Below are 14578 nucleotides of genomic sequence, written 5' to 3'. Positions count from 1 at the left end.
TCGATTCTCCGTCCCTCATCCTGAGGAGCCGCGCAGCGGCGTCTCGAAGGATGGCCGCGGAGCTCTACATCTCATGGTTCGAGACGGCGCTCTCAGCGGCGCAATTGCGCCGCTAGGCCTCCTCACCATGAGGGACAGAGTCTGTTGCGCTCCGTCCGGGCAACCAGCAGCGCCAAACTACGGACTGCATTTCCAATCAGACTCTCAGGATGAGGGGGAGCAGGCGGACGCAAGCTCCAGCTGCCATCTCTGTTCTCTTAACAAAACCTCAACAACACCAGCCAGTTATGGTGAACCCTTTGTTAAGTGCCATGGTTTATTTTTCCTGACTGTGGCATCGCGTTCCGGTGTCGTGTTGCGTAGGCCGGCAGTAACATGATCGTTCGGCAGTTCATCAGTTGGGTTCGTACCGCTCCAGCGAGCGAACGTGCAGAGGCGACGCGCGCGCTGGCGCGGGCCTTCATCTTCTCCGATTTGTCCGACGACGATCGTGCCGCGGCCGAAGGCGCGCTGCTGATGCTGCTCGACGACGTCTCGCCTCTTGTGCGGCAGGCAATGGCGCAGGTCTTCGCGCGGGCACCGATGGCGCCGCCCGCCATCGTGCAGGCGCTGGCAGTCGATCAGGCTTGCGTCGCGCTGCCGGTGCTCGAATATTCGCCGCTGCTGGTCGATGCGGACCTCGTCGACATCGTCGCCACCGGCGACAGCGAACGACAATGCGCGGTGGCCCGCCGCGTCACGCTGCCGACTTCCGTCTGCGCGGCCATCGCCGAAGTCGGCTCCGCGGCGGCCGCGCTCGAGCTGATCGAGAATCCCTATGCCGAACTCGCGTCATTCTCGTGGGACCGCATTGTCGCGCGGCATGGTCATCTCGCCGCGATCCGCGAGGCGATGCTCGCCCTCGATGACCTGCCGGCGAAAACCCGCCACGCGCTGGTCGTCAAACTCTCCGACACGCTGGCGCGTTTTGTCGTCGCCCGCAACTGGCTGTCGCAGGATCGCGCCGAACGCATGGCCGACGAAGCCATGGTGCGCTCCACCGTGAACATCGCTTCGCGATCGCGCGGCGAGGAGATGCGCGATCTCATCCGTCACCTGCGCGAAGCAGGCCTGCTTACGGCCGGTCTCATTCTGCGCGCGTTGCTGTCGGGCAATCACGAACTTTTCGAGCAGGCGCTCGTGGTTCTCTCCGGTCTGCCGGAAAGTCGTGTGGCGGCGCTGGTCGACGATGGCGCGGAGAACGGCGTCAACGCGCTGCTGAGTCGTGCAGGCCTGCCGCAATCGACATTCCCTGCCTTCCGCGCAGCCCTTGCGGCGCGGGGCGAGATCGGCTTCGTGGGCTCCGTGGGAGGCGCGGTGCGTCTGCGCCGCCGCATGGTCGAGCGCGTGCTCACCACCTGCGAGACCGACCCTGCTGCGTCGGAGCCGCTGTTGATCCTGCTGCGCCGCTTCGCGACCGAGTCTGCCCGCGAGGAAGCGCGCCTGTTCTGCGACGAGCTCGCGGAACAGGGCATGTATGCCGACGAGGATGACTACACATACGAAGCGATCGCGGCTTAACCTCCGCCTTGTCCCTCCAGCCTGAACGCAATTGCGTTCAGGCTGAGGTGAGGAGGCCTCGCGGCGCAATTGCGCCGCTGACAGCGCCGTCTCGAACCATGAGATGGCTCGGCTCGGAGCTTTTTCGCCATCCTTCGAGACGCCGCTGCGCGGCTCCTCAGGATGAGGGCCGAGTTATAGAAGAAGAACCCTCATGGTGAGGAGCGGCCACTTGGCCGCGTCTCGAACCATGAGATGGCCTGGCTCGGAGTGTGCTGCCATCCTTCGAGACGCCGCTGCGCGGCTCCTCAGGATGAGGGCCGAGTTATAGAAGAAGAACCCTCATGGTGAGGAGCGGCCACTTGGTCGCGTCTCGAACCATGAGATGGCCTGGCTCGGAGTGTGCTGCCATCCTTCAAGACGCCGCTGCGCGGCTCCTCCGGATGAGGGACTGAGAAGCGAGATACTGAGTTGCACGCGGCATTGTCCCGAGCAAAAGCAGTCGAAAAGCGCCCCAGACCGCTTTATGAGTCAGGCTCTCAGGATGAGGGTAGGAGTCTTCAGCGCGCCAGCAGCTAGATCGTCGGCGCGATGCTTGGCACCACCAGTGCATCGAGGTGCTCCGGCCGGTCCTTGTTCGCCGCTTTCAGATAATCATCGGCCACCGCGCGCAGGCGGCGGGACAGCTCATCGGCGACACCGGCCTTCTCGATGGTGTTGTGCTCACGCACGATGGCATGAACCGCATCGATATGATGCTGAATCAGGTCTGACGGCAGCGCGTCGAGATCGGGCGCATGTTCGATGATGCGGCACAGGCTCTCGGCTGCCGCGCCGGCAGCGGGGAAACCGAAGGTCGGCGCATCGCCCTTGATGTCATGCGCCGCACGAAACAATTCGCCCCGCGTGGCGTCGGTAAAGCCCTTGGCGATCACCGCCGCATGGGCCGCTGCGAGACGATCGCATTCGGTGCGCATCCAGCTCTTGAACTCGCCGGAGAGATTGGCCAGCGCCGCTTCGGCACGCGCCACGGGATCGTCAAACTCGCGCTCCCGCGGCGTGCGGATCGCATGCTTCAGCGTGTTCTGCGGCGTGATCACCGCATGATCGGCGAAGGTCTGGATCATCGCCGCTTGCTGCTTGTCCCTGACCATCGAGAATTCTCCAACGACTAGCTGCTGACGCGGGCTTTATCGAGCAGCGACGGCTGCTGCAGGATCTCCGCTTCACCGCCATTGCGACGCTCCGGTCCGATATAGGCGACGGTGGTGTTGCGGCGGCGATCGGGGCCGAAATAGTTGCGCGTCTTGATGAAGGGGCGGGGATGGGCCACCACGCTCATGATGCGCTGATACAGGGCCTTCGCCGAGATCGGTTTGGCGAGAAATTCGGTCACCCCGGCATCGCGCGCCATGGTGACGCGGCGCTTTTCGGAATGCGCCGTCAGCATGATGATCGGTGCGTAGGGATTGCCCTTGGAATCCGGTTGCCGGATCATCTGCGTCAATTCGAGACCGTCGAAGATCGGCATCGCCCAGTCGGCGATCACGATGTCCGGCACATAGTGGCTGTACATTTCCAGTGCGGTGGCGCCGTCCTCGGCCTCATAGACTTCGCGTGCGCCGAACGAATGCAGCAGCGTACGCAGAATGCGCCGCATGTGCGGATTGTCGTCGCAGATCAGGAAGCGAAGCTTGTTGAAGTCGATACGGTACATGGACGCGCTCGGCCGGGCGGTTACCTCGTGTTAACCATAGCGGGGCGGCGGTTAACGAAGGGTTGAGGGCCGAGCCGTACGGCTGATCCTAGTAACTGAACTGCTCGCTGATGATGCGTTCTTCCAGGCTGTGGCCGGGATCGAACAGCATGCGCATCGAGATCGTCCGGTCGGCGATCACCTCGACCCGGCGGACATCGCGGGCCTCGTCGTGATCGGCAACGGCCGCCACCGGGCGCTTGTCGCCTTCCAGCACTTCGATGACGACGAACGCCTTGTTCGGCAGCAGCGCGCCACGCCAGCGGCGCGGGCGAAACGCACTGATCGGCGTCAGCGCGAGCAGGGCGGCGTTGATGGGCAGGATCGGGCCCTGCGCCGACAGATTATAGGCGGTCGAGCCCGCAGGCGTGGCGACGAGGATGCCGTCGGCGATCAGCTCAGCCATGCGTTCCTGCTCGTCGATCAGGATGCGCAGCCGCGCCGCCTGATGAGTCTGGCGGAACAGCGAGACCTCGTTGATGGCGTGATGGATGTGCACTTTGCCATGCACGTCGGTCGCACGCATCAGCAGGGGATTGATCAGGGTTTCGCGCGCCGCGGCAAGGCGTGCGTGCAGGTCGTGCGTCGAGAACTCGTTCATCAGGAAGCCGACGGTGCCGCGATGCATGCCGTAGATCGGCTTGCCGGTGCGCATATGGTCGTGCAGCGTCTTCAGCATCAGGCCATCGCCGCCGAGCGCGACAATGACGTCGGCCTTGTGAGGATCGTCATTCCCGTAGATCTGCACCAGCTGCTCATAGGCAACCTGCGCTTCGGCGCTGTTGCTTGCAACGAAGGCGATCCGGTCGAGGCGCTTGGACGTGGTCATGGCGGAGATCGCGGGCTCGTGCTGCGTGATTGCGCGGGGTCGTCTAACCGACCTGGGCCGGGGTTGTCGAGCGTAAGCTTAGCAGGTTTTTTGAAGTCGGCTGGCGTTGCGGTACGCCGTATCGTTAACGCGAGAACTGGCGCCTCGCGGCTCTGTATTTCCGTCCCATCTCCGCGGCAACCGCCTTCTCCGATCTCCCTTTGCCGCCCGCGAACCAGACTTCGCTCACTTTGCCGGCCTTGTTGCGGATGCGGCGCACGGCTTCACCATGGCTGGCATAGCCGGCGGCGAGTGAAATCCGGCCCTTGTCGCGACCGGTGATCTCGATTTCCGTCGTATCCAGAAATGGATTGAAGCTGTGCGGGTTGCCGACCAGAACGACGTTCCCCATGGGAACGAGATCGAACGCGCCCCATGATGTCCACCAGCGGCCGGTCCAGTTGCGGACTTTCCGCTTCGGTACGCCGCGATTGGCAAAGGCCCGCAGGATATGCATGGCGCCATCGACCCAGAAACCGGCCCAGCCATCGGTGGCATTGGTCAAGATGCTAATGGTTATCTCGCAGGCTGGGATGACGCAGGTCCGTGAGATATAGCCCTGCAGCCCTCCGCTGTGCCCGAACCAATCCCAGCCGCCCACATTGCCGCTCATGATTCCGAAGCCGTAGTATTGCTCCAGGCTCGAATGCGGATTGCGCCAGTGCTTCCGGGTCATCTCTCGCCGGCTGCCTATGGAGAGCACGCTGCGCTTTGCGTTCGGTGCCAGTTGAGCGAAGTAGCGGGCGACGTCTGCCGCCGTGCTGATGAAGCCGCCGGCAGGTCTGATCGCGTTTTCGCGATAGTCTCCAGGGACTACGAGGCGATGGCCGACAGGAAGCCGGGGAGTGTGACCGCGCGCGAATGGTGTACCTTTGGCAAGAGGCATGTCGGATTGTGTCTCGCGCAAGCCGACGGCCTCGACGATCTCGCGCTCGATCCAGACGCCATAACTTTCATTGGTGATGGCTTCGATCACAAGGCCGAGCAAGCCGAAGCCGTGATTGGAGTATTTGAAGCGGGAGTTTGGCTCGATGGTGAGCGGCGACCGGAGATCAGCCATCAATTCTTCGGCGCTGAGGAAAGGCCGGTTATCGGAGTACTGTTCGCTTGCAGTGCCGTCGCGGGTGAGGCCGGCGCTATGGGAGAGAATCTGCGCGATGGTGGTGTCCGCGACTTGCGGATGGAGGCTCTTCACATATTGCCCCACGGGATCGTCGAGGCGCAGCTTGCGCTGTTCACGCAGTTTCATGACGCCGGCGGCGGTGAAACTCTTTGAATGCGATGCGATCCGAAACCTGTGCCGGGGCGTTAGTTTTTCCCCGGTGGCGAGATCGGCATGGCCGAATGCATATTCGGTAACGATCTTGCCGCGATAGGCGACGGCGACGAGGCAGCCTGGCTGCTGCGAAGCACGCATTTGGAATTCCAGCCAGTCGTGGATGTAGTCGAGTGCGGGATTCAGCCAGGCGTCCATCTCAGGCTCTCCGTGCGAGCGATATCGGAAAGGCAGTCAGCAACGTGGCAGGCAACACAAAGCCGGCGCAGCCCGCTGGGCCACGCCGGCTTGAACCGATCCGCGAACGGGATCAGTAGGTGAGGCCGGTGCCCGGCGCCTGAGCGAGCGCGTCCGACAGCGATTTGTATTCGATCGAATTCTTGCCGGTGAGCGCGGCGAGTTTGTTCAGGTGATACTGGGCCTGATCGCGGTTGCCCTGTTCGACCTGCCACAGGCCGTAATATTGCCAGGTGCGCGCATGGTTCGGATCGGCTTTCAGCGCGCGCTCGTAATAAGCCTGCGAGACCTTGTAGTCGCCGAGCTTGCGGTAGGAATAGCCGATCAGGTTGGCGACGTCGGCGCGATCATCCTGCTTCAGGGCCTTCAGCTGTCCGATGGCGGCGGCATAGTCGTGTTTGTCATAGATCGTGGCATAAGCGGCGCGATAGCCATCGAGGAAAGCGCGTTCGTCGGGTTTGTCGGCGTGGTGCTTCTTGTCCTTGGCGCCCTTCTTCTGGTCGGAGGACGGCGGCGGGGACGGTGTGTCGCTGCCGGCAGCGAATGCGGTGACGGACGGCGTGACGGCGATGACTGCCGAAAGCAGTGCAAATGTCGTCAGCCGGGTCAGAGAAGAAGTCCTCGAAGACTTTGTCATGGCGGCGCTCCTGTTTGCAGCCGGATCAGTCTGGCACGGAAGCCAGCGGTTGGGAACACGGAATGAACACCGCCGATGGCTGTTCATTCCCGCAGCGATGTGCAGCCGTTCCGATGTTCTATCCGCATGACGAGGATGTCATCGAGATGAACGCCGTCTGCACGGGCGCGTCAGCATGGGTTCAGAGCGGGCGAACTAGGATCGCTGCATGATCGATAAGCCCGGCCATCCCGACCGGTCACCTTCTTGATCGAGAACCGACAGGAGAAGACCATGTTGAAGACTGTTTCTGCCGCGCTGATCGCCGTCTCCATGCTCGCCGCACCGGCATTTGCCGGCAGCCTGGACCATGCCAATCGCGCACATCGTTCCAATGCGCTCGATGCGAAAGCGCAGATGCATCGCGGTCACATGACGCATCACCGCCACATGCGTCTGCATGGGCATCCGCACTTCAATCTTCACAAGAAGTTGGGTCACCACAAGACCTTCAGGCATTCCGGCATCACAGCTAAAACCGTGCATAAACACGGTTAAGGGGCTCCGTGGTCGCAGCATTCTCATTGCCCTGCTGCGGCCGGGGAGTTTGAAGGTCGCCCCGTCATTCCCGCGTCCCCGGGAATGGCGGGGTGGACCCGTGTCCGTCGATCACTCCGGCGTCATCGTCACCGAGTTGCGAATTCCCTTCGGCGCGCGAACCGTCTAGGACAAGGCAGAGTTCGGAAGCAGGCGGGAATGACATTGAATCTGCAGAAGGCGATGCGCGTAGCCGGGGTGCTGTTGTCTTTCGGTTTGAGCGCCTGCGCCGGCCCGAGCGGCAGCATTGCCTTTACTGAAAGCGCCAGCGGACCGCAGCCGTTTCCAACCAATTATCGCACCGATCTGCTCGCCTTCATGCGCACCTATCTCAACGATCCCGTCGGCGTGCGCGGCGCGGCCGTCGCCGAGCCGGTGCAGCGCACTGTCGGCGGCAATATGCGTTACATCGCTTGCGTCCGTTACTCGGCGAAGGATTTCAATAACCGCTACACCCCGGTGCAGGAACGTGGCGTCGCCTTCGTCGACGGCCGGCTCGATCGCGTGGTCGAGAACAGCGCCGAATTCTGCGCCGGCGCGAACTATCAGCCGTTTCCGGAAATGGAAAAGATGACGCGGTAACCGCTCCAAAGCGGTCCGTTTTGCCGCAAGTTTGCCGCAGGATTCTTTCCCCGATTACATCGTTTTCCAACGGTCCAGCCGGAGAGCCCTGCGGCTTTCTTGCGGTGATATCGCGGCGGTCCCTGCCTCAATTTCGCGTGAAGCTTGAACCGGATCGGCTTGTCTCCAGTCTAAAAATGAACAGGCCGGATGTTGCTATTATGTCGCACTCAAGAAAGATCACTGTGGCAGGGAACGCCGTGAAGCAACCAAACTCCCGCCACGTTGTTTTCAGACCGTCACAACGCAACACAGGGGACTTCACATGAAAAAGTTTCTGCTGAGCGCGTCGGCGATCGTCGCTGTCGCCGCCGCTTCCACCACGGCTTTCGCTGCTGATCTTCCGGCGCGGACCTATACCAAGGCACCGGCCTATACCGCGCCGGCAGTGGTCTATAACTGGACCGGCTTCTATATCGGCGGTCACGTCGGTGGCGCCTTCGGCGACAGCAACAGCCTGGTCGGCGACAGCGGCCGATTCATGGGCGGCGTGCAGGGCGGTTTCGACTATCAGTTCGCCACCAACTGGGTGCTCGGCATCGAGGCCAATTACAGCTGGATGGGCAGCAACAATACCGGCTTCTTGTATCCGAACGGGACCACCGTCACCGGCAACAGCAATGAGCTGGGCTCGGTCACCGGCCGTCTCGGCTACACCTGGGGGCCGGCGCTGCTTTACGCCAAGGGCGGTTACGCCTGGCGCGGCAACAACGATCTGACGGTGACCAGCCTCGTACCGTCGACCCCGGTCGGCGTCGATGGCAACAGCAAGAGCGGCTACACCGTCGGCGGCGGTCTCGAATACATGTTCACGCCGAACTGGTCGGGCAAGATCGAGTATCAGTACTACAACTTCGGCAACACCACGCTGACCTCGACTGCATTCCCGGCCGGGTCGACCAGCTTCAACAATGACGAGCACACCATCAAGGCCGGTCTGAATTATCGCTTCGGCTGGGGTGGTCCGGTGGTCGCCAAGTACTGAGCGAAAAGTGAATGCGAATCGGGGCTCCCGATTCAGCGAAAGGCCGGCGCCACGCCGGCCTTTTTGTTTGCCTTGGACGGATTGTTCGGGCGGATTGCTCGCCTCGCGCAGACCAGGGCAGGGTGGAATCGAAGGTAAACGAGTTCTGAATCCTTGAAAAAATAAGCCGCGAGACTCCTTGCCTAGAATCGCCCGATGGTCTTCGGGCGATGAGAATGATCGACCATATCTGGTGTAACGGGGTTCAGACGGCGCTCGCCGTCGCCCTGCTGGCCGCTTGCGCGGTCAATGTGCTGCTCCTCTGCGGGCGGTTGTAAGCGTGCGCGGCGGTTCCGAAGCCGTCGTGGAAAATCGAGAACGTGTCGTTGGCCTGTAGCCCTGCGCTGGCAACTCTGGTATTGGACGGCGCAACACAGGATCGGCCTGCCGGCGATGCTCCCGCAAAGGGATTGAACTGGCTGTAACCCATTGATTCTGCAGCCGGCGTAGCACAGCGGTAGTGCAGCGGTTTTGTAAACCGAAGGTCGGGAGTTCAATCCTCTCCGCCGGCACCATTTCCAACCCTTCCAGTCGTCTTCAGGCTCTGTTGTCTTTGCAGACAACAGAGCGCGTCATCCCGCGATTAATCATGCGGCCAGCTTCGGCTTGGTCAGTGCATCGACGTACCGTAGGTTCCCGGCAGGGCGCGGCCTGATGCCTAATGATCGGTGAACGTCGAGGCCGCGATACGCTTCATATTGGACAAATAATTGGTAAGCCGCGCGTCCCAGAATACCGGGACCCAGACCGCCAGAGCGTCCAATCAGAAATCCGGCAGAGCATGACCGCAAACAAGCCCGTCCATCCGACCGCCTATCTGGATCTGCTGCGCGCCGTCGCCATCGTGCTTGTGGTCAATTCGCATCTCGACAGCCTCTATCCGATCCCGCAGCTCGGCACCGGCGGGGTGTTCGGCAACGAGCTGTTCTTCTTCATCTCCGGTTACGGTCTCTATCTGGGTTATCAGGCGAGCCGCGAGGCGATGGGGAGCTGGTTGAAGCGGCGGCTGACACGCGTCTACGAGCCGCTTGTCATCGTCGCGACCTTCCTCGTGCTGGTCGGCGATGCGCATATCCGCACCTTCTCGGATTTCTTCTTCCTCTACATCATCCCGCTGCAGTTCTGGTTTCTGCCGGCCATCGTCGCTTGCTACGTTCCGATCTATGTCATCATGGCGAAGATGGAGACGAAGCGGGCCTATGCGTATCTGTTCGGCGGGCTGGCGCTCGCTTACATCCTGCTGTTTGCGATCTTCGCGCAGAAGACGGTCTGGCTGACCGAGGACTACAGCGTGCAGACCGAAGTCACCCTGCCACTGCGCATGATCTTCTATTTCGGCACCATGGTGATGGGTGTCTATGCCGCAAAGTTCCATGCCGATATCAAGGGCAAGCTGTCCGACCTGCTATGGCTCATGGTCTCGATCGCCGGCTTCTATCTGTTCGTCGGCTCGCTCGGACGGATCATGCCATTCGAGGTGCAGATCATCGATCGCATCCCGGCACTGGCTTTCCTCGTCTTCGCATTTCGCTTCGCGCGCTACCAGCCGCTAGAGCAGTTCATCGCCAATCATCTGAGCGGCCTCGTCACATTGCTCGCCGCGACGGCGCTGCAGATCTATCTCCTGCATGACTTCGTGCTTCGACAGGAAGCGATGAAAGCGATGTCGTTCCCGGCCAACCTGATTGTGTTTGGCCTTGCGACGCTGCTGCTGGCGATCCTGTTCGAGAAAATCAGTTTCAAACCGCAGGCCAAGGCGCGGCCGGTCAAGCAGGCGGCGGCCACGTTGGAGGCCAAGGGTGCGAACTCCAACTCGAACGCAGGCCAGAGGCGGGCTTCCTAGGCGCTTTCGTTCCGTGCCTCAGAAGCAGGGATGCGCGCGGCCATCCTGGCCGCGATAGGCGGCGGCGGACTGTTTGCAGCGGCGCGACAGCGGACCATCGTAATAGGCGAAGGTGCCGGGCGTCAGGCCGGGACCGTAATTGTGCAGATAGCTGATCCGGTAGGGCTGGCCGGGCATTGCGAAGACGAAGGTTTCGGCGTGGTGGTGGTGATGCCGATGATGCTTCCCGTGCCCGGCGAAAGCGGGTGTGACGACCAGCGTCGAGAGGATGATGGCGGCGCTGAGAATCTTCATGGGAGCTCTCCGGAAGTGATGGGATGGCGGAACGGACTTTCGGTGCGCGTGGATCAGACCATGCGGGGGCTGCAATCCGCAAGATGCGACATCGTTCCGGCCCAGTGCGGTCCCCGCTTGGCAAAGGCCATCGCCACGGCGCATGCGTTAACGGAAACGCCTTACGATTCCAGGCATTTGAACTCGATTGCACGCTAGCGCGTTAGGCTTACCGGCAGTTTAGAGCCCGCCTTTAACCCATCCTGCCGGGGCTTCGATTATCCTACCGCCATCAATGCAGGACACCATCATGCGGGTCATTCCGGCACTGCTGCTCACCATCGCCACCACGCTGCCGGCTGCGGCGGCCGATGGATTCAATATCGTCATTCCCGGACGGCCGGGCGTGCCTGTGATCATCAACGGCGTCGATGCGTCCTATCGCGTGATCGAGGGAGACTGGGGGCTGCAGCGCCGTGTCCATGTGCAGCCGACCATCTATGGCGGCCGGCCGGTCGATCCGGTGCCGAATGTCGGTCACTATTATCCGAGCCTCGGCCGCACGCCCGGCTATGGGCGGCTCGAAATCGAGCCACCGGCCAATCGCAAGCTGCCAGAGCCGGCGCCGAGCTTCTCCGAACATTGGTCGGCGCAATCGGCCCCGATGGGGCACAACGATGTTCCGATGACGCCGCCACCGGTCATCGTGGCGCCGCCGCTGGAGCAGCGCTGAGGCGAATTTCCATCACCAAACAAGAAAACACCGACAGGAGTGCGTCATGCGTATCACGATTTCAAAATGGGCTGCGGCGTTTGCCGTCGCTGCCGTCAGTGCGGCAGCATCGCCTGCAATGGCCGGCGGTGGCTACTATGCGGGCGGCTGCTCGCCCTGCGGCGGCACCTATAATTATTACGGCACGGGCTATGGTTATGCCGGCTATGTGCCGCTGCCGGATCCGGTGCCGGTGACGCGGCAGTACTACTACGCCAATCAGGGGCCGACCTATGGCGGTCCCGGCCAGTTCGCACCGGTCCCGACCTATCAGGAAACCGCCATCGGCTGGCGCGGCTATCCACGCTATGATGGCGGCCCCTATGCCAATCCGTACGATCACTACAGCTACGGCTATGGTTACGCGCCAGCCGTGCGCGGTCCGGTCGTGTTCACGCCGCGCCTGCCATATTATGGCCGTTCGAGCTATCGCTATGGTTACAACATGCGTCCGCGCGCGCGTTACGGCTACGGCCATCGCAGCTATTATGCGCAGCGATACGCCAAGCCGCGCGTGATTTACGGATCGCGTCACGGCTATCACCATCAGTATCAGCGCCCGCTGCGCCGCGCTTACTGATCCGGTCGTGGCAAGAGCGTAACCCGACAATCAGAGACCGATTGCCGGACGAAATCATGCGCCAATAAGGAATGGATCGATGCCCGCTTGCAGCGATGCAGGCGGGCATTCTGTTTTCCGCATGAGTCCGCAAGGTGTGGATCGGCTTTCCGATCCATTATGCATGACAGCGTGAGCCTAGCTCATCAGGCCGAGCTTGCTGGCGCCGATATAGAGTGCGAGCACGGCGGCATTGGACACGTTGAGGCTCTTGATCTCACCGGGCATGTCGAGCCGCGCCACCGCGCTGCAGGTGTCGCGCGTCAGCTGGCGCAAGCCCTTGCCTTCGGCACCGAGCACGAGGGCGAGGGGCGCGCTCAGCGGCACCGCGCTGATATTCTCGCTGCCCTCGCTGTCGAGACCGACGGTCATGAAGCCCTGATCATTGAGCTGGTTCAGCGCACGGGCGAGGTTGGGCACGGCGATGATCGGCACCAGCTCCAGCGCACCGGATGCCGATTTCGCCAGCACGCCGGTGGCTTCCGGACTGTGCCTGTTGGTGGTGATCACGGCATTCACCTTGAAGGCGGCAGCCGAGCGCAGGATGGCGCCCACATTGTGCGGATCGGTGATCTGGTCGAGCACCAGCACCATGCCGTCGTGGGGCAGGTCGTCGAGATCCGGGGCCTCCAGTGGATCGACTTCGGCCAGCATGCCCTGATGCACGGCATCCGGGCCGAGACGGCGGTCGATGATCTCCGGGCGCACCAGTTCCGGCGTGACCCTGGTGGCGATGTGCTCCTCGGCGAGACGGCGGGCAGCGTTCTCGGTCAGCCACAATTTGCGAATCGTCCGGTTCGGATTGGCCAGTGCGAGGGTCACGGGATGCCAGCCGTAGAGGATCGCAGGCCCGTCGCCGCCATCGCGGCCGTGGCGGGGCGGGCGTCGGCCACGGTCGGCGCGGCCTTGCCCCTTGTCCTGCCATCGGTCCTGATTCCGGCCGGAATCGCGGCCCTTCTGCGGGCCCTGCTGGAATCGTTGCTTGCGGTCTCGATCGCTCATGGGGGCTTGTCTCATGGGGGCCAGGGAATGGCAATTTGCGTTTGGGAACAATGAAGCGGGGAGGGGCGGATAAATCCGTCATGATCGGTTGACTTTGGGCGTCGGCTTCCCGATAACCAGCGCCGCCGGGAGCCCGCTGAGCGGGTGCGCGTTTCCACGTCATCCAAGGCCGTCCAGCACCCGTTCGGGTGCATGCCCTTTTGGGCGGATGGTGCGATGGCGTCGAGCGGGGGAGTGTCCCGAGTGGCAAAGGGAGCTGACTGTAAATCAGCCGCCTTATGGCTTCGCAGGTTCGAGTCCTGCCTCCCCCACCATTTCCAGAAAACGGAATTGAAATCGTTATTATTTTTCGCGTGACGCCCGTACCTTCCCATGAGGTGAGGGAATAGAAGCTTCCTGTTCGGTTCTGTCTAGCGCGGTCGTCGCTCCCGTTGCCAACTTCTGGCGATTGGCTGTGCGTGTATACAGCGCTGCCATTTTGCCGCCCTCCCCATCCGAAGATCGCCTCGAGCTGCGCTTCGGCAGCACCGTTATTGGCTGCCCTGGTCCCCGCCGCTTTGCGAAGTCCGTGCGCCGACTTCTTGATGCCGGCGGCGCGGCAGGCGTCACGCAACGTGTTACCGACGCTTTCGTTGGTCATGCCATTCCGTCCTTCGTCGCGATGAAGGTCAGGTCACCGGTCGGACCAGCGTCCAGTGTTTTCTGCAGCAGATCGAGCACGAGGATCGCCACGCGCGTTCCGGTCTTCTTTGCGTCGATCGAGATAACGCCATTCTTGATGTGCTGCGTGCTGAGTACGGCTGCATCGTCGCGGCGCAGTCCGGTGTAGCAAACCGCAAGCTCGCTGAGCACGATAGCCGGGTCAACATCCCGCTGTTCGGACCGCAGCTACCGTTCGTCGAGGGGAGGCGCCATTGCCTTCAGTCGCACTGGAGATCTTAGCTGGGGCGAGTTCGACGAACCCGTCATCCTGGGTCGGTTCGGCGACGTGCCGCGGGACTTCGAGCGAGGCGGGCATTCGGTCGCCGGCGACCGCTTGTGGCCATTAGGAAAAAATGAACATTCGCGCATTAGAGGTATCCCCGTAAGTAAGCGGGGGAGTCTGGTTTGGAGGAGGAATGGACGCGGCAGGATCTAGTCATTTGCCCAACGTGTGGTGGGCGCCGGAGGTTGGTTTCAATCCGCCCACACCCCGAGGATCGAAAGGCCGACATTCGGCAGTTCATCTGCGAGACGTGCAATGTTGTTTCTGAGTTCCTTGTCGGGCCAAAGGGAGCCAGGCAGATGGGATGACTGTCGCGGCGATGTGCCGCGGGACTTCGTAAGTCGGAACGCTCGCTATGCCCCGGCGTTCGACTTCTAAGAACGCAGTTGGAGGCTCAAAGGTGATCTTACGCAAAACTCAGTCACTGATTGTCGATGACCTCAAGCCCGAGCCAGAAACAAAAGACAGTGCGAAGGAGCAAGAGCCGGACGATGATGGCGACATCTGCACGCCGAAGTCCGATCCGTCGACAGACGACGATCGGCCCCTA

General features: G+C 62.0%; 15 protein-coding genes and 2 tRNA genes. 9 read left to right on the top strand and 8 right to left on the bottom strand.

The window, feature by feature from the left end; translation table 11 throughout:
• Positions 1-375 precede the first annotated feature (375 nt).
• Positions 376-1560, top strand: coding sequence for a DUF2336 domain-containing protein (locus E0H22_RS17450; RefSeq protein WP_233022258.1), 1185 nt, complete (start codon positions 376-378; stop codon positions 1558-1560).
• Positions 1561-2114: 554 nt separating this feature from the next.
• Here the strand turns inward: E0H22_RS17450 and E0H22_RS17445 are convergent.
• The 5 genes from E0H22_RS17445 to E0H22_RS17425 form a co-directional block, all read right to left on the bottom strand.
• Positions 2115-2693: an Hpt domain-containing protein gene (locus E0H22_RS17445; protein ID WP_233022257.1), complete on the bottom strand. Its 579-nt coding sequence runs from the start codon at positions 2691-2693 to the stop codon at positions 2115-2117.
• Between the two features lie 17 nt (positions 2694-2710).
• Positions 2711-3256, bottom strand: coding sequence for a response regulator (locus tag E0H22_RS17440; protein WP_233022256.1), 546 nt, complete (start codon positions 3254-3256; stop codon positions 2711-2713).
• 88 nt (positions 3257-3344) lie between these two features.
• On the bottom strand, positions 3345-4124 hold the full coding sequence (locus tag E0H22_RS17435; RefSeq protein WP_233022255.1) for an NAD kinase: 780 nt from the start codon (positions 4122-4124) through the stop codon (positions 3345-3347).
• Between the two features lie 124 nt (positions 4125-4248).
• Positions 4249-5637: a serine hydrolase domain-containing protein gene (locus E0H22_RS17430; RefSeq protein WP_233022254.1), complete on the bottom strand. Its 1389-nt coding sequence runs from the start codon at positions 5635-5637 to the stop codon at positions 4249-4251.
• Between the two features lie 112 nt (positions 5638-5749).
• Positions 5750-6313: a tetratricopeptide repeat protein gene (locus E0H22_RS17425; RefSeq protein ID WP_233022253.1), complete on the bottom strand. Its 564-nt coding sequence runs from the start codon at positions 6311-6313 to the stop codon at positions 5750-5752.
• Between the two features lie 273 nt (positions 6314-6586).
• On the opposite strand from E0H22_RS17425, the gene E0H22_RS17420 reads away from it, so the two are divergent.
• The 5 genes from E0H22_RS17420 (at position 6587) to E0H22_RS17400 (ending at position 10377) form a co-directional block, all read left to right on the top strand.
• Positions 6587-6850, top strand: a complete 264-nt coding sequence (locus E0H22_RS17420) for a hypothetical protein (protein WP_233022252.1) — start codon at positions 6587-6589, stop codon at positions 6848-6850.
• A 198-nt stretch (positions 6851-7048) separates the two neighbouring features.
• The gene (locus tag E0H22_RS17415) at positions 7049-7471 is read left to right on the top strand and encodes a hypothetical protein (RefSeq protein ID WP_233022251.1); all 423 of its coding nucleotides are present in this window, start codon (positions 7049-7051) and stop codon (positions 7469-7471) included.
• Between the two features lie 304 nt (positions 7472-7775).
• Positions 7776-8495: an outer membrane protein gene (locus E0H22_RS17410; RefSeq protein ID WP_233022250.1), complete on the top strand. Its 720-nt coding sequence runs from the start codon at positions 7776-7778 to the stop codon at positions 8493-8495.
• Between the two features lie 479 nt (positions 8496-8974).
• Positions 8975-9049 (top strand) — tRNA-Thr (locus E0H22_RS17405).
• Between the two features lie 266 nt (positions 9050-9315).
• Positions 9316-10377, top strand: coding sequence for an acyltransferase family protein (locus E0H22_RS17400; protein ID WP_233022249.1), 1062 nt, complete (start codon positions 9316-9318; stop codon positions 10375-10377).
• Between the two features lie 18 nt (positions 10378-10395).
• On the opposite strand, the gene E0H22_RS17395 is transcribed toward E0H22_RS17400, so the two are convergent.
• Entirely contained in the window at positions 10396-10671 is a 276-nt protein-coding gene (locus tag E0H22_RS17395; protein WP_233022248.1) for a hypothetical protein, read from the bottom strand.
• 289 nt (positions 10672-10960) lie between these two features.
• On the opposite strand from E0H22_RS17395, the gene E0H22_RS17390 reads away from it, so the two are divergent.
• Both E0H22_RS17390 and E0H22_RS17385 read left to right on the top strand, forming a co-directional pair.
• On the top strand, positions 10961-11383 hold the full coding sequence (locus E0H22_RS17390) for a hypothetical protein (RefSeq protein ID WP_233022247.1): 423 nt from the start codon (positions 10961-10963) through the stop codon (positions 11381-11383).
• A gap of 46 nt (positions 11384-11429) precedes the next feature.
• On the top strand, positions 11430-12002 hold the full coding sequence (locus tag E0H22_RS17385) for a hypothetical protein (protein ID WP_233022246.1): 573 nt from the start codon (positions 11430-11432) through the stop codon (positions 12000-12002).
• A 177-nt stretch (positions 12003-12179) separates the two neighbouring features.
• On the opposite strand, the gene rlmB is transcribed toward E0H22_RS17385, so the two are convergent.
• Positions 12180-13043: a 23S rRNA (guanosine(2251)-2'-O)-methyltransferase RlmB gene (gene rlmB / locus E0H22_RS17380; RefSeq protein WP_233022245.1), complete on the bottom strand. Its 864-nt coding sequence runs from the start codon at positions 13041-13043 to the stop codon at positions 12180-12182.
• Positions 13044-13271: 228 nt separating this feature from the next.
• On the opposite strand from rlmB, the gene E0H22_RS17375 reads away from it, so the two are divergent.
• Positions 13272-13357: transfer RNA gene (locus tag E0H22_RS17375), tRNA-Tyr, on the top strand.
• A gap of 322 nt (positions 13358-13679) precedes the next feature.
• Here the strand turns inward: E0H22_RS17375 and E0H22_RS17370 are convergent.
• Complete coding sequence (locus E0H22_RS17370; RefSeq protein WP_233022244.1) at positions 13680-13895, bottom strand: site-specific integrase; 216 nt, start codon at positions 13893-13895, stop codon at positions 13680-13682.
• Positions 13896-14578: the final 683 nt, after the last annotated feature.

The sequence above is a fragment of the Rhodopseudomonas boonkerdii genome, from assembly GCF_021184025.1.
GTDB lineage: Bacteria > Pseudomonadota > Alphaproteobacteria > Rhizobiales > Xanthobacteraceae > Tardiphaga > Tardiphaga boonkerdii.
Note: the sequence above shows the minus strand (reverse complement) of the source record. Positions and strands in the feature narration are given on the sequence as shown.